The organism is Mycobacterium scrofulaceum (genome assembly GCF_002086735.1).
Lineage (GTDB): Bacteria > Actinomycetota > Actinomycetes > Mycobacteriales > Mycobacteriaceae > Mycobacterium > Mycobacterium scrofulaceum.
This window is the reverse complement of sequence record NZ_MVIJ01000021.1, coordinates 1-15,552: the sequence shown is the minus strand read 5'-3', so window position 1 is coordinate 15,552 and position 15,552 is coordinate 1. Positions and strand designations below refer to the sequence as shown.

At 72.0% G+C, this 15,552-nt stretch carries 12 protein-coding genes; 10 read left to right on the top strand and 2 right to left on the bottom strand.

The window, feature by feature from the left end; all coding sequences use genetic code 11:
- Positions 1-4: 4 nt before the first annotated feature.
- The 10 genes from BST44_RS15075 (at position 5) to BST44_RS15030 (ending at position 14,037) form a co-directional block, all read left to right on the top strand.
- The gene (locus BST44_RS15075; RefSeq protein WP_083177914.1) at positions 5-1,645 is read left to right on the top strand and encodes a carbamoyltransferase family protein; all 1,641 of its coding nucleotides are present in this window, start codon (positions 5-7) and stop codon (positions 1,643-1,645) included.
- Positions 1,642-3,132, top strand: coding sequence for an HAD-IIIA family hydrolase (locus BST44_RS15070; protein ID WP_083177986.1), 1,491 nt, complete (start codon positions 1,642-1,644; stop codon positions 3,130-3,132). Before BST44_RS15075 ends, BST44_RS15070 begins: the two co-directional genes overlap by 4 nt.
- Positions 3,123-4,157: a glycosyltransferase family 9 protein gene (locus tag BST44_RS15065; RefSeq protein WP_244184824.1), complete on the top strand. Its 1,035-nt coding sequence runs from the start codon at positions 3,123-3,125 to the stop codon at positions 4,155-4,157. Before BST44_RS15070 ends, BST44_RS15065 begins: the two co-directional genes overlap by 10 nt.
- Positions 4,154-4,723 carry a D-sedoheptulose-7-phosphate isomerase gene (locus BST44_RS15060; protein ID WP_083177913.1) on the top strand — a complete coding sequence of 190 codons (570 nt, stop codon included), beginning with the start codon at positions 4,154-4,156 and terminating at the stop codon, positions 4,721-4,723. Before BST44_RS15065 ends, BST44_RS15060 begins: the two co-directional genes overlap by 4 nt.
- Positions 4,720-6,129: a PfkB family carbohydrate kinase gene (locus BST44_RS15055; RefSeq protein ID WP_083177912.1), complete on the top strand. Its 1,410-nt coding sequence runs from the start codon at positions 4,720-4,722 to the stop codon at positions 6,127-6,129. Before BST44_RS15060 ends, BST44_RS15055 begins: the two co-directional genes overlap by 4 nt.
- Before the next feature lies 1 nt (position 6,130).
- A complete protein-coding gene (locus tag BST44_RS15050; RefSeq protein ID WP_083177911.1) occupies positions 6,131-6,826 on the top strand; it encodes an SDR family oxidoreductase in 696 nt (231 codons plus the stop codon).
- Positions 6,796-7,788 carry a glycosyltransferase family 9 protein gene (locus BST44_RS15045; protein ID WP_341865317.1) on the top strand — a complete coding sequence of 331 codons (993 nt, stop codon included), beginning with the start codon at positions 6,796-6,798 and terminating at the stop codon, positions 7,786-7,788. The genes BST44_RS15050 and BST44_RS15045 overlap by 31 nt, the downstream gene beginning before the upstream one ends.
- A complete protein-coding gene (locus BST44_RS15040; protein WP_083177910.1) occupies positions 7,785-9,086 on the top strand; it encodes a UDP-glucose dehydrogenase family protein in 1,302 nt (433 codons plus the stop codon). The genes BST44_RS15045 and BST44_RS15040 overlap by 4 nt, the downstream gene beginning before the upstream one ends.
- Before the next feature lie 229 nt (positions 9,087-9,315).
- Positions 9,316-11,109 carry a thiamine pyrophosphate-requiring protein gene (locus tag BST44_RS15035; protein WP_083177909.1) on the top strand — a complete coding sequence of 598 codons (1,794 nt, stop codon included), beginning with the start codon at positions 9,316-9,318 and terminating at the stop codon, positions 11,107-11,109.
- Between the two features lie 21 nt (positions 11,110-11,130).
- Positions 11,131-14,037, top strand: coding sequence for an FAD-binding and (Fe-S)-binding domain-containing protein (locus BST44_RS15030; RefSeq protein ID WP_083177908.1), 2,907 nt, complete (start codon positions 11,131-11,133; stop codon positions 14,035-14,037).
- Between the two features lie 4 nt (positions 14,038-14,041).
- Here the strand turns inward: BST44_RS15030 and BST44_RS15025 are convergent, their stop codons facing one another.
- On the bottom strand, positions 14,042-14,704 hold the full coding sequence (locus BST44_RS15025; protein WP_083177907.1) for a UdgX family uracil-DNA binding protein: 663 nt from the start codon (positions 14,702-14,704) through the stop codon (positions 14,042-14,044).
- Between the two features lie 63 nt (positions 14,705-14,767).
- Positions 14,768-15,328 (bottom strand): hemerythrin domain-containing protein, encoded by a 561-nt coding sequence (locus tag BST44_RS15020; RefSeq protein WP_083177906.1) that lies wholly within the window; start codon positions 15,326-15,328, stop codon positions 14,768-14,770.
- Positions 15,329-15,552: the final 224 nt, after the last annotated feature.

Genomic DNA, 15,552 nt, shown 5'->3' with positions numbered 1-15,552 from the left:
TGCGGTGCGAATTCTCGGTGTCAACGCGGTATTCCACGATCCGGCCGCGGCGTTGGTGGTCGACGGCCGGGTCGTGGCCGCCGCCGAAGAGGAACGGTTCTCGCGGCGCAAGCACGGCAAGCAGGCGGTGCCCTTCTCCACCTGGGAAATCCCCACCGCGGCCATCCGCTGGTGCCTCGAGGACGCCGGTGTCGCCCCCGAGGAGGTCGACGCGATCGGCTACTCCTACGACCCGGCCCTGATGTACGACGAGCCGCTCGACCCGGGGGGCCTCGATCCGGATTGGGAATACCTGCGCACCCTGTACGCCGAGCGCGCGCCGCGCTTCCTGGCGTCCGCCGTGCCCGGCCTGAACCCGGCCGTGGTGCGTCACATCCGCCATCACGTCGCGCACGCCGCGTCGACCGCGCTCGCCTCCCCGCATCCCGACGCGGCGGTGCTGGTGGTCGACGGCCGCGGCGAGCGCACCTCGATGCTGGCCGGCGTGTACCGCGACCACAAGCTCGACGTGCTCGCCTCCCAGTCGCTGCCGCACTCGCTGGGGCTGCTCTACGAAAACCTCACCGAGCACCTGGGTTTCGCGCGCTCCAGCGACGAGTACAAGGTGATGGCGATGGCTTCCTACGGCGAGCCACGCTTCGCCGACCAGCTGCACCAGCGGGTCTATGCCTGCGGAGACGGCGGGTTTCGCACGGAGCCGATCGCGTGGGGCGGGCTGGCGCCGCGCCGCCGCCCGCACGAGGAGACGCTCGACCCGGTGCACGCCGACCTGGCCTGCAGCGTGCAGCGCGTCGTCGAAGACGTGCTGCTGGACCTGGTGGGCTGGCTGCGCGACCGGACCGACGGTGACGCGCTGTGCCTGGCCGGCGGCGTGGCGCTCAATTGCGTTGCCAATACCCGCATCCACGCCGAGGGCGGCTTCGACCGCGTGTGGGTGCAGCCCGCGTCCGGTGACTCCGGCACGGCGCTGGGCGCGGCGCTGAGCCTGGCCGCGTCGTTCGGCGAACCGATCGCACCGATGCCCTCGGCGCGGCTGGGCCGCGGCTGGTCCGACGAACAGATCGAGGCCACCCTGACCCAAGCCGCCGTCGACTACGAACGCCCGGGCGACGTTGCCGCCGCGATCGGCGACGCGCTGGCCGACAACCAGCTCATCGGCTGGTTCCAGGGCCGCGCCGAATTCGGGCCGCGGGCACTGGGCGGGCGATCTCTGCTGGCCGATCCGCGCCACCCCGCCAACCTGGAGCGCCTCAACGCGGTCAAGGGCCGCGAGCAGTTCCGCCCGGTCGCGCCCATGGTGCTGGCCGAGCGCGCCGCCGAAATCTTTTCCCGCGGACCGCTACCCAGCCCCTACATGCTGTTCGTCCACGACGTCGCCGAGTCCTGGCGGAACCGCATCCCCGCGGTCACCCACGTCGACGGCACCGCGCGCATCCAGACCGTCGACGCGGCCGCCGATCCGCGCCTGCACGCGACCATCAGCCGGTTCGCCGAGCGCACCGGCGTCCCGGTGGTGGTCAACACCAGCTTCAACACCGCCGGGCGACCGATGGTGGACAGCCCGCGCGACGCGCTCGAGGTGTTCGGCAGCTCCCCGATCGACGTGCTGGCCCTCGGCCCCTACCTGGTCCGGCGGTGCCGATGACGACCGACTACGCCATCGTGATACCGACGGTCGGCCGAGACTCCCTGCGGCAGTTGCTGCTTGCCCTGCAGAGCGGCTCCGGCCCGGCGGCCGCGGAGGTGGTGGTGGTCGACGACCGTCCGCGGCCCACCCCCGACCTGCCGGTGGGTGACATGGGCGTGCGGGTGCTGCGCAGCGGCGGTCGGGGGCCGGCCGCCGCGCGCAACGTGGGCTGGCGCGCCACCGGCACGCCCTGGGTGTGTTTCCTGGACGACGACGTGGTGCCGGGGCCGGAATGGAAGTCGGCGCTGGCCATCGACCTCAAGGCCGCCGGGGCGGCGGACGCGGTGGGCTCACAGGCGGTGATCGAGGTGCCGGCGCGACGATCCCGGCGGCCCACCGACGACGAGCGTCGCACCCTGCGGCTGTCAGCGGCGCAATGGATCACGGCCGACATGGCGTATCGCCGCGACATGCTGGTGACAGTCGGCGGCTTCGACGAGCGGTTCCCGCGGGCCTACCGCGAGGACTCCGACCTGGCGGTGCGGATCGTGGCCGCCGGCGGGGTGATCGTGCGCGGCGAGCGTCGTTCGACGCATCCCGTCGCGGCGGCGACCCGGTGGTCGAGCGTGCGGGCGCAGCTCGGCAACCGCGACAACGCCTTGATGCGGCGCAAGTACGGCCGCGCTTGGCGCGACATGATCGGCGAGGGACCGGGCAGGATGCCGGCACACGCTGCCGCCACGCTGGCCGCCGCCGTCGGCGTCGTCGGCGCGCTGCTGCGCCGCGGCCCGTTGGCTCGCGCGGCGGCCGCCGCATGGCTGCTGCTGACGGCCGAGTTCACCGTCCGGCGCTGGCTCGACGGTCCGCGGAATGTCGTTGAGGCGGCGCGTCTCTCGGTGACGAGCGCGCTCATCCCACCGGTCGCGGTCGCGCACCGGCTGGCCGGCGAGTGGGCCTTCCGCTGCGCCCACCGCGACCCCCCGCTCGCGGTGCTCCTCGACCGCGACGACACCCTGATCGTCGACCGGCCCTACCTCAACGACCCCGCCGGCGTGCGACCCACCGACGGGGCCGGCCGGGCGCTGGACCGGCTGCGCCGGCGCGGCCTGCTGCTGGCCGTGGTGACCAACCAGTCCGGCGTGGCGCGCGGGCTGATCAGTCCCGGCCAGCTCGCCGCCGTCAACGCCCGGGTGGACGAGGTGCTCGGCCCGTTCGACGCGTGGCAGGTGTGCGTGCACGGCCCGGCCGACGGCTGCGATTGCCGCAAGCCACGGCCCGGCCTGGTGCTGGCGGCCGCGCGGGAGCTGGCGGTCCCGCCGCAGCGCTGCGTGATGATCGGCGACATCGGGGCCGACGTGCAGGCCGCGCTGGCCGCCGGCGCCGCGGCGGTGCTGGTGCCCACCCGGCGCACCCTGCCGCCCGAGATCGACCACGCGCGGGCGCACGCGCGGGTGGCGGCGACGCTGCCCGACGCCGTGTCCCTGGTCCTGCGGGAGTGCCGGTGAGTTGCGCGCGCAACACCGCGGTGGTGGCCCGCCTGGACAGCGCCGGCGACGTGCTGATCACCGGGCCCGCGGTGCGGGCGGTGGCGGCCGGCCACGACCGCGTCACCATGCTGGTGGGCCCGCGCGGGCGGGCCGCCGCGGAACTGCTGGCCGGGGTCGACGAGATCCTCGAATGGCAAGCGCCCTGGGTGGATTTCGACGCGCCCGAGCTGACGGCCTCGCACGCCGAGGCGCTCGTCAAGCAGCTGCACGACATCGGACCCGCCAGGATGTACATCTTCACGTCGTTTCATCAGTCCCCGTTGCCGCTGGCGCTGCTGGCCCGGATGGCGGGCGTGCCGTGGGTGGGCGCGATCTGCGTCGACTACCCCGGCACCCTGCTCGACCTGCGCCACCACGTGGCCGACGGGATCCCGGAACCGGAGCGGGCGCTGTCGCTGGCCGAGGCCGCCGGTTGCCGGCTGCCGCCCGGCGACGACGGCGCGCTGCGGATCCGTGCCGTCCCGGCACTGCCCGCGCCGCTGGCCGAACGCGTGGGCACCGGACCGTACGTCGTCTTCCACCCCGGCGCCGCGGTCCCGGCGCGCCGGCCCAGCCGGGACCGCGGCGAGGCGATGGTGGCGGCGCTGGCCGGCGCGGGATACCGGGTGGTGGTCACCGGCGGACCCGACGAGTCGGAACTGACCGCGGCGGTCGCCGCCGACGCGGCGGTCGACCTCGGCGGCCGGACCAGCTTCGCCGAACTGGCGGCCGTCTTTTCGGCCGCCCGCGTCGTCGTCGTGCCCAACACCGGGCCCGCGCACCTGGCCGCCGCCGTGGGGACGCCGGTGGTGTCGTTGTTCGCCCCCGTCGTGCCGGCCGCGCAGTGGCGCCCGTACTCGCCGCGGGTGCGGGTGCTCGGCGACCAGTCCGCGCCGTGCCGGGCCAGCCGGGCCCGGGTTTGCCCGGTGGCGGGCCACCCGTGTCTGGACGGGATCACCGACGCCGAACTGCTCGACGCGGTGCGGGAAGGGGAAGAGCCATGATCGAGGCGCACTTCGACGCGCTGCGAGACGCCGTGCGGCGCAGCGAAACCGAGGCGACCCGGCTGCGCGGGTGGGGCCGGCAGCTGGCCGGCGTGCTGACCCGCGGCGGTCGCCTGTTGGCGTGCGGCAACGGCGGCAGCGCCGCCGAGGCGCAACACCTCACCGCCGAAATCGTCGGCCGGTTCCAAGAGGAGCGAATCCCGTTGTCGGCGATCGCATTACACGGCGATACGTCGGCGCTGACGGCAATCGCCAACGACTACGGCAACGAGGAGATGTTCGCGCGCGGCGTCCGCGCGCACGGCCGGCCCGGCGACGTGCTGGTGGCCTTGTCGACCAGCGGAACCAGCCGGAACGTGGTGACGGCGGTGAAGGCGGCACACGACGTGGGCATGGTGACGTGGGGGCTCACCGGCCGGGCGCCCAACGAGTTGGCCGCCATGTGCGACGACGCGATCTGCGTGGACGCCGCCGGCACCGCGACCGTGCAGGAGATCCATCTGATGCTGCTGCACGGGCTGTGCATGGCGCTCGACGAGGTGCTGCTGCGGGCGGGTGCGTCGTGACCACCAAACCCCTTGTCATTGTCGGTGATTCGATACTCGACGTCGACATCGTCGGCACCGCGTCGCGGCTGAGCCCGGAGGCGCCGGTGCCGGTGGTCGACGCCGAGCGGCAGGTACAACGGCCGGGTGGGGCGGGCCTGATGGCCGCCCGCACCCAGACGCAGGTGGTGCTGATCACCGGCATCGCCCCCGATGACACGGGTCGGCGACTGCACGACCTGCTGGGCGCCGCGGGGGTCAGCGTGCTGCCCCTGCCGATGAGCGGCACCACCGTGACCAAGACCAGGATTCGGGCCCGCGGCCAGTCGATGCTGCGCGTCGACCGGGGCGACGCCGCCCCCGTCGACGTCCCGCTTCCGGTGCAGGCGGTGCGGGCGCTGTCGGACGCCCGGGCCATCTGCGTGGCCGACTACGGTGCCGGCGTCACCGCGCTGCCGGCCATCCGGGCGGCGCTGACCGAGGCCGCGGCGCGGATCCCGGTCGTGTGGGACCCGCACCCCCGGGGCGCCGCGCCCGTGCCCGGGTGCGCGCTGGTCACGCCCAACCACGAAGAGGCGCGCCACTTCTGCGGCCCCACCACTTCGGGCGACGGCGGCGAGGTCCTCCTGCGGAAGTGGGACGCGCGCGCCGTGTGCATCACCCGCGGGGCCCACGGCGCCCGCGTCTACGGGTCGGGGTCGGCCGCGCGGCACGTCGGCATACCGGCGGGGTCGAGCGCCGGCGCGGCCGACGTCTGCGGCGCCGGGGACCGGTTCGCCGTCGCCGCGGCCGTGGCGCTCGGGGCGGGCGCCGACCCGGTCGCCGCGGTGCAGGCGGCGGTCGCCGACGCGGCCCGGTTCGTCGCCGCCGGCGGCGCCGCCGCCGTCTCGACGCCCGTGCCCGCCGCCGGTTTCGACGCGCTCGGCGACGGCGCGCGCCCGGCGGACCCGGCCGCCGTCGACGCGGTCGCCCTCGCCGAGCGACTGCGCCGCGACGGCCGCGTCGTCGTCGCCACCGGGGGCTGCTTCGACCTGCTGCACACCGGGCACATCCGGCTGCTCCGCCAGGCCCGCGAACTCGGAGACGCCCTGATCGTGCTGGTCAATTCGGACGCGTCGGTGCGCGCGCTGAAGGGTGCCGGCCGCCCGGTGATGCGCGACGCGGACCGCGCCCGCGTCCTGGCGGCGCTGGCCTGCGTCGACGGGGTGACGATCTTCGACGGCCCGACCCCGGAACGGATGCTGGAAACGCTGCGGCCCGACATCTGGGTCAAGGGCGGCGATTACGTCGCCGCCGATCTGCCCGAGGCCGACGTGGTGTACCGCCACGGCGGCGAGGTGGTCATCCTGCCCACCGTGGCGGGTTACTCGTCGTCCCGTTTGATCGCCGCGGCGTCTTCCGGCCGCGCCCCTACCGAAAGGTCTTGACATGACTGCACACTCACTCGAAGGCGTACTGATCTCCGGCGGCTCCTCGGGGCTGGGCGCGGCCGCGGTGGCCGCCGTGGCCCGACGCGGCGGCGCGCCGCTGGTGATGGACAAGAAGCCACCGGCCGCCGACGTGCCTTACGCCGCGTGCGATCTGGCCGACACCAGCGCGGTCGCGGCCGCCGTCGAGTCGCTGGCCGAGCGGGTGGACGGCAAAATCACCGGCGTCTTCACCGCCGCGGGCATCGACTCGTGCGGAACGCTCGAACAGGTGCCGGCCAAAGAGTGGGAGCAGGTCATCGCCGTCAACCTGGTCGGCACCGCGGCCGTCATCCGCGCCGCCCTCCCCTACCTGAGGGGGACCCGGGGGCGCATCGTCACCTGCGCGTCGACGCTGGGCATCAAGGCCGTCGGCGACGCCACCGCTTATTGCGCGTCGAAGTTCGGGGTCGTCGGCTTCACGCGCGCGCTGGCGGCCGAGCTCGCGGGCGAGGTGGGCGTGACGCTGCTCATCCCCGGCGGCATGCACACCCCGTTCTTCGACGGGCGCACCGAGCAATACAAGCCGCCGGCCGACGCCAAGCTCAATCAGCCCGAAGACGTCGCCGAGACCGTGCTTTTCGCCCTTTCCCAGCCGGCCGGATGCGAGGTGCGGGAGCTGGTGGTGTGCGCCTCGACGGAGTCGTCGTGGCCTTGACGCTCGAGGCGGGCGGCGACGCCGACGGGGCCGACAGCATCGTCGTCTTGCGCGCCCTGGGACTGGGTGACCTCCTCACGGCGGTCCCCGCGCTACGCGGCCTGCGCCGGCGCTACCCGCAGGCCCGCGTCATGCTCGCCGCCCCGGACCGCTACCGCGAGCTGGCGATGCTCACCGGGGCGATCGACGAGCTGTTGCCCACCTCGTGCCTGGGCGACGTGCAACCGCTGCCGGGGCCGCCGGCGCTGGGCATCAACCTGCACGGCTGCGGGCCGGAAAGCATCGACCACCTGCTGGCGTGGGCGCCGCAGTGCGTGCTCACCCACCGCCACCAGCGGCATCCCGGCCTCGAGGGGCCACCATGGCGCTCGGACGTACACGAGGTGACCCGCTGGTGCACGCTGCTGGAGTGGGGCGGGATCCCTTGCGATTCAGACGATGTGCTCATACCGCGGCCCCCGGGGATTCCGTTCGACCAGACCGGGGCGGTCGTGATCCATCCCGGCGCCTCGGCGCCCGCCCGGCAGTGGCCCGTGGACCGCTTCGCCGCGGTCGCCGCGGCGCTCAGCGACGACGGCCACGAGGTGGTCATCACCGGATCCGCCGGCGAATTCGATCTGGCGCACCGGGTCGCCCGCACGGCGGGCCTGCCCCGCGCCGCGGTGGTGTCCGGGCTGCTCGACCTGCCCGCCTTGACCGCGCTGATCTCCGACAGCCGGTTGGTGATCTGCGGCGACACGGGGCTGGCGCATCTGGCCGCGGCGACCGGCACCGCGTCGGTGGTGCTGTTCGGTCCCACCGCTCCCGCGCGCTGGGGCCCGCGCGGCCCGGCACCGCACGTCGCGCTGTGGGCCGGCGGTGTCGGTGACCCGCACGCCGCGGTGCCGCACGAGGGGTTGCTTCTGATCACGGTTGCGCGGGTGCTGGCCGCCAGCCGCCAAATCCTGCGGGAGACGGCATGAGTGGGCCGCTCGTCGGCGTGGTAGGTGTTGGCTACGTCGGTCTGACCACCGCCGTCTGCGTGGCCGACCGCGGTCTGAACACGGTCGCGGTGGACATCGACCCGGATCGGGTGCGCAAACTGGCGGCCGGAATTCCGGTCATCGACGAGCCGCAGTTGCCGAAGCTGCTCCGCGACGGGCTGGCCGGCGGCCGGCTGAGGTTCAGCGAGGACTTCGGCGCGCTGGCCGACCGCGACGTCGTGTTCGTCTGCGTCCCCACTCCGAGCGCCGACGGCGGACGGGCGGACCTCGGTGCGGTGGAGTCGGTGATCGACCTGCTCGGCGGCGTCCTGCGCCGCGGCGCCGTCGTGGCGCTGAAGTCGACGGTGCCGGTCGGCACCACCTCCGCGATGGCGGAACGGCTGCGGCACAAGGACATTGGCGTGGTGTCCGCGCCCGAATTCCTGCGGGAGGGCCGAGCCGTCCACGACTTCCGCCACCCGGACCGGCTGGTCATCGGCACCCACGACGAGACGGCGGCACAGCTGGTCCGGCGGTCCTACGGGTCGGGACCCGAACGCGTGCTGCGGATGAGCCCGGAGAGCGCCGAGCTGGCCAAGTACGCCAGCAACGCTTTCCTGGCCGTCAAGCTGTCCTACACGAATTCGCTGGCCGCCCTGTGTGCCCGGGTCGGAGCAGACATCGACGACGTCACCGGCTGCATGGGGGCCGACCGCCGGATCGGCCCGGAGTTCCTGCGGCCCGGCCCGGGCTGGGGCGGTTCCTGCCTGCCGAAGGACACCGCGGCGCTGGTGCACACCGCGCGCCGGCACGGTGTCCCCTTCTCCGAGGTCGAGGCCGCCCGGCAAACCAATAGCGCTCAGGGGCAACGCATCGCCGGGGCCCTCAAGCAAATGATCGGTCGACCCATCCGGGGTTGCCGGATCACCGCGTTCGGCCTCACGTTCAAGGCCGCGACCAGTGATACCCGCGATTCCCCCGCGCTGGCGGCGTGCCGGGAACTGGCGGTGGCCGGCGCGCAAGTCATGGGTTACGACCCGCAATTGCCCAACATCGACCCGGCCGTCCTGCAGGGAAGCGGGGTGACCGCCGTCGACGACCCGTACCTCGCCGCCAAGGCGGCCGAGGCCATCGTGGTGCTGACCGAGTGGCCCCAGTTCCGTGACCTGGACTGGCGCGTGATCGCCCGCGACGCGCCGCTGGCCGTGGTGCTCGACGCCCGGAACTCACTCGATCCGGGCGCGGTGCAAAAAGCGGGCCTGCTCCACCTCGGAAACGGTGTGCCACAGGGCTTTTAGCGGCCCGCCGCCGACCGCCGGCGGCCGCCGGGGAAACCGGGCGAATAACCGCGGCAATCGGGGGTATGCCCCGTCTTGTGGGAAGTGCTCTCGCCGCCCATTCGCGCCAGGATGCGGTCGAAACAGACGGCCGCGGGCCTTCGCAGCAAACCACGCTTGACCGTGGCGCCTGCGCCGGCCGGCGTACGTAGCGAACATTATCGAGAACCGTCTGTCGAGGAGGACATCAATGGCCAAGCAAGAGGTCTCGGACTACCTGCTGGAGCGATTGCGCGCGTGGGGTGTCGAGCAAGTGTTCGGTTACCCCGGCGACGGCATCAACGGCCTGCTGGCCGCGTGGGCCCGCGCGGGCAACAAGCCGAAATTCATCCAGGCGCGCCACGAGGAGATGAGCGCCTTCGAGGCGGTCGGCTACGCGAAGTTCACCGGACGGGTGGGCGTCTGCGCGGCGACGTCGGGGCCCGGCGCCGTCCACCTGCTCAACGGCCTCTATGACGCCAAGCTCGACCACGTTCCGGTGGTGGCCATCGTCGGGCAGACCAACCGCACCGCCATGGGCGGCAACTACCAGCAGGAAATCGACCTGCTGACCCTGTTCAAGGACGTCGCCAGCGACTACGTCCAGATGATCACCGTCCCCGAACAGTTGCCCAACGTCCTGGACCGCGCGATCCGGATCGCGATGACCCAGCGGGCCCCCACGGCCCTGATCATTCCCAGCGACGTGCAGGAGCTGCCCTACTCGCCGCCCGAGCACGCGTTCAAGATGGTGCCCTCCAGCCTGGGCATCGAGTACCCGGCAATCGCGCCCGACGACGCGGCCGTCGCCCGCGCGGCCGAGGTCCTCAACGCCGGCAAGAAGGTCGCCATGCTGGTGGGCACCGGCGCCCGCGGCGCGCACGCCGAGCTGAGCGAGGTTGCCGACCTGCTGGGCGCGGGTGCGGCCAAGGCGCTGCTGGGCAAGGATGTGCTCTCCGACGAATTGCCCTGGGTCACCGGTTCGATCGGTCTGCTGGGGACGCGGCCGAGCTACGAGCTGATGCGGGACTGCGACACGCTGCTCACGGTGGGATCCAGCTTCCCCTACACCCAGTTCCTGCCCGAGTTCGGCCAGGCCCGCGCGGTGCAGATCGACGTCGACGGCCGCATGATCGGGATGCGCTACCCGTTCGAGGTCAACCTGGTGGCCGACGCCAAAACCGCGCTGCGCGCGTTGATCCCGCATCTGCGCCGCAAAGAGGACCGGTCCTGGCGGGAGACCATCGAGAAGAACGTGGCCCGCTGGTGGGAGACCATGGACAAGGAGGCCCACGTCAGCGCCGACCCGATCAACCCGATGCGGCTGTACTCCGAGCTGTCCCCCAAGCTGCCGGACGACGCCATCATCACGGCCGACTCCGGGTCGGCGGCCAACTGGTACGCCCGCAACCTACGGTTCCGCGGCAACATGCGGGGCTCGCTGTCCGGCACCCTGGCCACGATGGGCCCCGGCGTCCCCTACGCGATCGGCGCCAAGTTCGGCCACCCGCGCCGGCCCGTCATCGCGTTCGTCGGTGACGGCGCCATGCAGATGAACGGCATGGCCGAGCTGATCACCATCAAGCATTACTGGCACGAATGGGAAGACCCCCGGCTGATCGTCGCGATCCTGCACAACAACGACCTAAACCAGGTCACTTGGGAGATGCGCGCCATGGCCGGTTCGCCGAAATTCGCGGAATCACAAACGCTGCCCGACATCGACTTCGCCGCGTTCGCGGCAAGCCTGGGCCTTGGCGCGATGACCATCAAGGACCCGGAGGAACTCGGGGACGCGTGGCGCACGGCGCTGTCCGCGGATCGGCCCACCGTGCTCGACGTTCACACCGACCCCGACATGCCGCCGATTCCGCCGCACGCCACCTGGGACCAGTTCAAGTCGGCCACCGCGGCGGTGCTGGGCGGCGACGAGGACCGCGTCGGATTCGTCAAGGTCGGCCTGAAAACCAAGGCGCAGGAGTTCATGCCGCACAAGAAGGGTTGAGCGAATCGACGAGGAGTTGGCATGACCGCGACACGGCCAGACCGAACACCGAAGTTGTTCGAGGCGGCGGCCGCAGACCTGCGTGACAACGTCGACGGCGAGATCCGATTCGATCCCGGCTCCCGCGCGGCCTACTCGACCGACGCGTCCAACTACCGGCAGGTGCCCATCGGCGTGGTGATGCCGAGGACCCCGGAGGCGGCGGCCGACGCCGTGCGGGTCTGCCGCGGGCACGACCTGCCGGTGCTGTCCCGCGGCGGCGGCACCAGCCTGGCCGGGCAGTCCTGCAACGCGGGGGTGGTCCTGGACTGGAGCAAGTACTGCACCCGGATCGAGTCGGTGGACACCGAAGCCGGGGTGGCCGTGGTCCAACCGGGCATCAAGCTCGACGCGCTCAACGACAGACTGCGCGAATCGGGCTGGATGGTCGGGCCCAAGCCGTCGACCCATGTCAGCTGCACGATCGGCGGGATGGTCGGCAACAACTCCTGCGGCTCCACCGCGCAGGCGTACGGCAAGATGGTCGACTCGGTGCGCCGACTCGAGGTGCTGACCTACGACGGGCTGCGGATGTGGGTCGGCCGGACCGGCGAGGACGAGATCGAACGGCTTGTCGCAGCGGGCGGCCGGCGGGCCGAGATCTATCGCGGTCTCAAGGCCCTGATCGACGACTACGCCGACGACATCCGGTCCGCCTACCCGCGCATCCCGAGGCGCGTCTCGGGCTACAACCTGGATTCGCTGTTGCCGGAGAACGACTTCCAGCTGGCAAAGGCCCTGGTCGGTTCGGAGAGCACGCTGGTGACGGTGCTGCGCGCCGAGCTGACGTTGGTCCGGGTTCCGGCGGCGAGCGCGCTGGCGGTCCTGGGTTTCGACGACATCACCGCGGCCGCGGACGCCGTGCCCGCGATCCTCGAACACCGGCCGGCGGCGCTCGAGGGCCTCGATCACCGCCTGGTCGAGCTCGAGCACTCCCGACGGTTGGCCGAGAAGGCCCTGCGGCAGTTGCCGGACGGCAAGGCCTGGCTGATGGTTCAGCTGGACGGCGACGACCAGGAGGAGGCCGACGGCAAAGCCAAGTCGATGATCGAGGCGCTGCAGAAGCAGACGGATGCCAGCGCCCTCGTGCTGGACGACCCGGCCCGGAAGAAGGAGGTCTGGGCGGCGCGCGAGGCGGGGCTGGGCGCCACCGCGTACCGGCCCGGCGGACCGCCGACCCACGAGGGCTGGGAGGACGCCGCGGTCCCCCCGGACCGGCTCGGCGACTACCTGCGCGACTTCCGCAAGCTGCTGGATCGCTACGACTACGGATCCGCCTCGCTGTACGGGCATTTCGGGCAGGCCTGCGTACACACGCGGATACCGTTCGTGTTGTGGACAGCCGAGGGGATCGCCAAATTCCGTGCCTTCGTCGAGGATTCGGCGCGGCTGGTGGTCAATTACGGCGGCTCCCTGTCGGGTGAGCACGGCGACGGCCAGTCGCGCGGGGAGCTGTTGCCGATCATGTTCGGCGACCGCGTCGTCACGGCGTTCGAACGGGCCAAGGCGATCTTCGACCCGCGGAACCGGATGAACCCCGGCAAGGTCGTGCACCCGTACAAGCTCGACGAGAACCTGCGCAAGGGGGTCGGTTTCCGCCCGGCCGAACCCGCCACCGCGTTCGCTTATCCGCACGACGACCATCGGTTCTCCCACGCCGCGGACCGCTGCGTGGGGATCGGCAAGTGCCGCGGGGACGAGTCGGGTGTGATGTGCCCCAGCTACCGGGCGACGCAGGAGGAAGAGCATTCCACCCGCGGGCGGGCGCGGCTGCTGTTCGAGATGGTGGAAGGAGACGTCATCACCGACGGGTGGCGCTCCACCGAGGTCCGCGACGCGCTCGATCTCTGCCTGTCCTGCAAGGGCTGCCGCAGCGACTGCCCCGTCAACGTCGACATGGCGACCTATAAGGCCGAGTTCCTCTTCCATCACTATCGGGGCCGTCTTCGGCCGATGGCGCACTACTCGATGGGCTGGATTCCATTGTGGGCCCGACTCGCCGCGGCGGCACCGCACCTGCTCAACACCGTCGCCCACGCGCCCGGCCTCTCGACGATGGTCAAGAAGGCCGGCGGTATCGACACGCAGCGCCGGATGCCCAACTTCGCCGACGAGAGGTTCACCAGGTGGTTCGCGCGCCGGGCCGGCACGCGCCCGCCGGCGCCGCGCGGACGGGTGCTGCTGTGGCCGGACACCTTCGTCAACAACTTCGAACCCGAGATCGGCAGGGCCGCGGTGGCCGTGCTGGAGGCGGCCGGATTCGCCGTCGAGGTCCCGCAGCGAACCGTCTGCTGCGGGCTGACCTGGATCTCCACCGGCCAATTGCGCACCGCCAAACGCGTTCTGCGGCACACTCTTACGTCGCTGGGTCCGGCGTTGCGGGCCGGCACACCGGTCGTCGTCCTGGAGCCGAGCTGCGCCGCGGTGTTCCGGTCCGACCTGCCCGAACTGCTCTACGGCGACGAGGACGCCCACCGGCTGGCCGGGCAGACCTACACCCTGGGCGACCTGCTAGCGGACAAGGCGCCCGACTGGGAGCCGGCACCCGTCACCGCCCGCGCGGTCGTCCAGCAGCACTGCCACCAGCATGCGATCCTGGGCTACACCCACGAACGGCAATTGCTGGACCGCGCCGGGGTGGACACCGACGTCCTTGACGCCGGATGTTGCGGCCTGGCAGGCAATTTCGGCTTCGAGAAGGGTCATTACGACGTGTCGGTGGCGTGCGCGGAAGACAAGCTCCTGCCGGCGCTGCGCGACGCCGACGCCGACGCGCTGGTGCTGGCCGACGGGTTCAGTTGCCGCACCCAGATTCGCGATCTGGCCGGCGACCGCCGGCCGATGCACTTCGCGCAGGCCCTCGCGGGGCCGCTGCCCTTCAGGGACTAGCGGCTCAGGGGCTGGCGACGACTCCGGAACTCGCGCTGCGCAAGTCGCCGACGAAGTGCCGGTAGGCCTCGTCGCGCCGGTCGCTGCGGTCGCGCAGCACCGCCGACGGGTGGACCGTCGCCACCACGACGGGCTCCGGCTCGACGTCAACCAGGGCTGCGGGCAGCCGCAGGTGTCTTCCCCGCTCGGCGGATACCCGAAACGCCGTCCCCAGCAGCGATTGCGCGGCCGTCGCGCCCAGGCACACGATGACCTGGGGGCGCACCGCCTCGATCTCGGCGATGAGCCACGGCCGGCACGCGACGACCTCGGTGCGCCCGGGCTTTTGGTGGATTCGCCGTTTGCCGCCCTTGCGGGTGAACTTGAAATGCTTGACCGCATTGGTTTCATAGGTGCGCACCGGATCGATGCCCGCCTCCTCGAGGGCCCGGTCGAGGAGGCGCCCGGCCGGCCCGACGAACGGCTGACCGGCGCGGTCCTCCTGGTCCCCCGGCTGCTCGCCCACCAGCATGATCGGTGCGCCCGCCCGCCCACGGCCGAACACGGTCTGGGTGGCGTCGGCGAAAAGCGGGCAGCCGCGGCAACATTCGGCCGCCGCTCGCAGCGTGTCCAGCCCGCGCTCCGCGGGCAGGTAGCGGTCGGCGCCCGGCGCCTTGGTCGCGGTCATGGTGTTCCCTGCCGAGGGCGAGGGTGCCCCCACGCGCACGCGGGGGCACCCCATCGAGTCGTGCTAGCCCTTGCCGACGATGGCGTCGCGGGCGCGGTCGAGCATCGCCGCGAACGGTCCGGCCGCCATGTTGGCCGCCTGCGACTCGACGCCGGCGTGCGGCCGGGTGGGCGCGATCGCCTCGGCGAGCTTGGCGGCGCGACCCATCCGTTCGAGTTCGTCGCCGCTCAATTCCTGGCCCAGCTTGGAGAACTCGTCGTGCTCCTCGTGGTCGGCGTGCTCGACGACCGCGTCACGGAGCTCGGTCAGCAGGCGGGTGAACTCCGCGCTGTCCACGTCGAGCTTCTCCAGCTTCTGCAGGACGGTCTTGGCCTCGTGCTCTTCGTGCAGTCGCTCGTCGACCACCTCGGCGCCGTCGGACAGCTTCCGCTTGGCACGCGGGTGCACGACTTCCTCCTCGGCCGTCTCGTGCACGGCCAGCAACCGCCGGAGCTCGACGAACGCCTTTTCGCGTTCTTTCCCCGACGCCGCCAGCGTTTCGGCGAACAGGGATTTGATCTGCTGGTGTTGATTGACAAGAAAGTCGACCACATCGGTGGGCGACGTGATGGCGCTCTGAGCCATGGTGTCCTTCCCATCTCTGGTTTCGCGCGCGGGCTGTTGCGCGCACCAGTCGGCTACCCGACGAAATGCGGGACCAAACGGGTAGGAGGCCCGGCAGTGGGTAGTTACTACCCCGGGTCGCGAACCACGTCGCGAGAATTCGCGAGAAGGAGAATCTCAATGACGTTGTCAAGCCGCCGCAGTAGTGGTTGCGGGTTGGTAGACAGCGTGGTCGCGCAGCATGG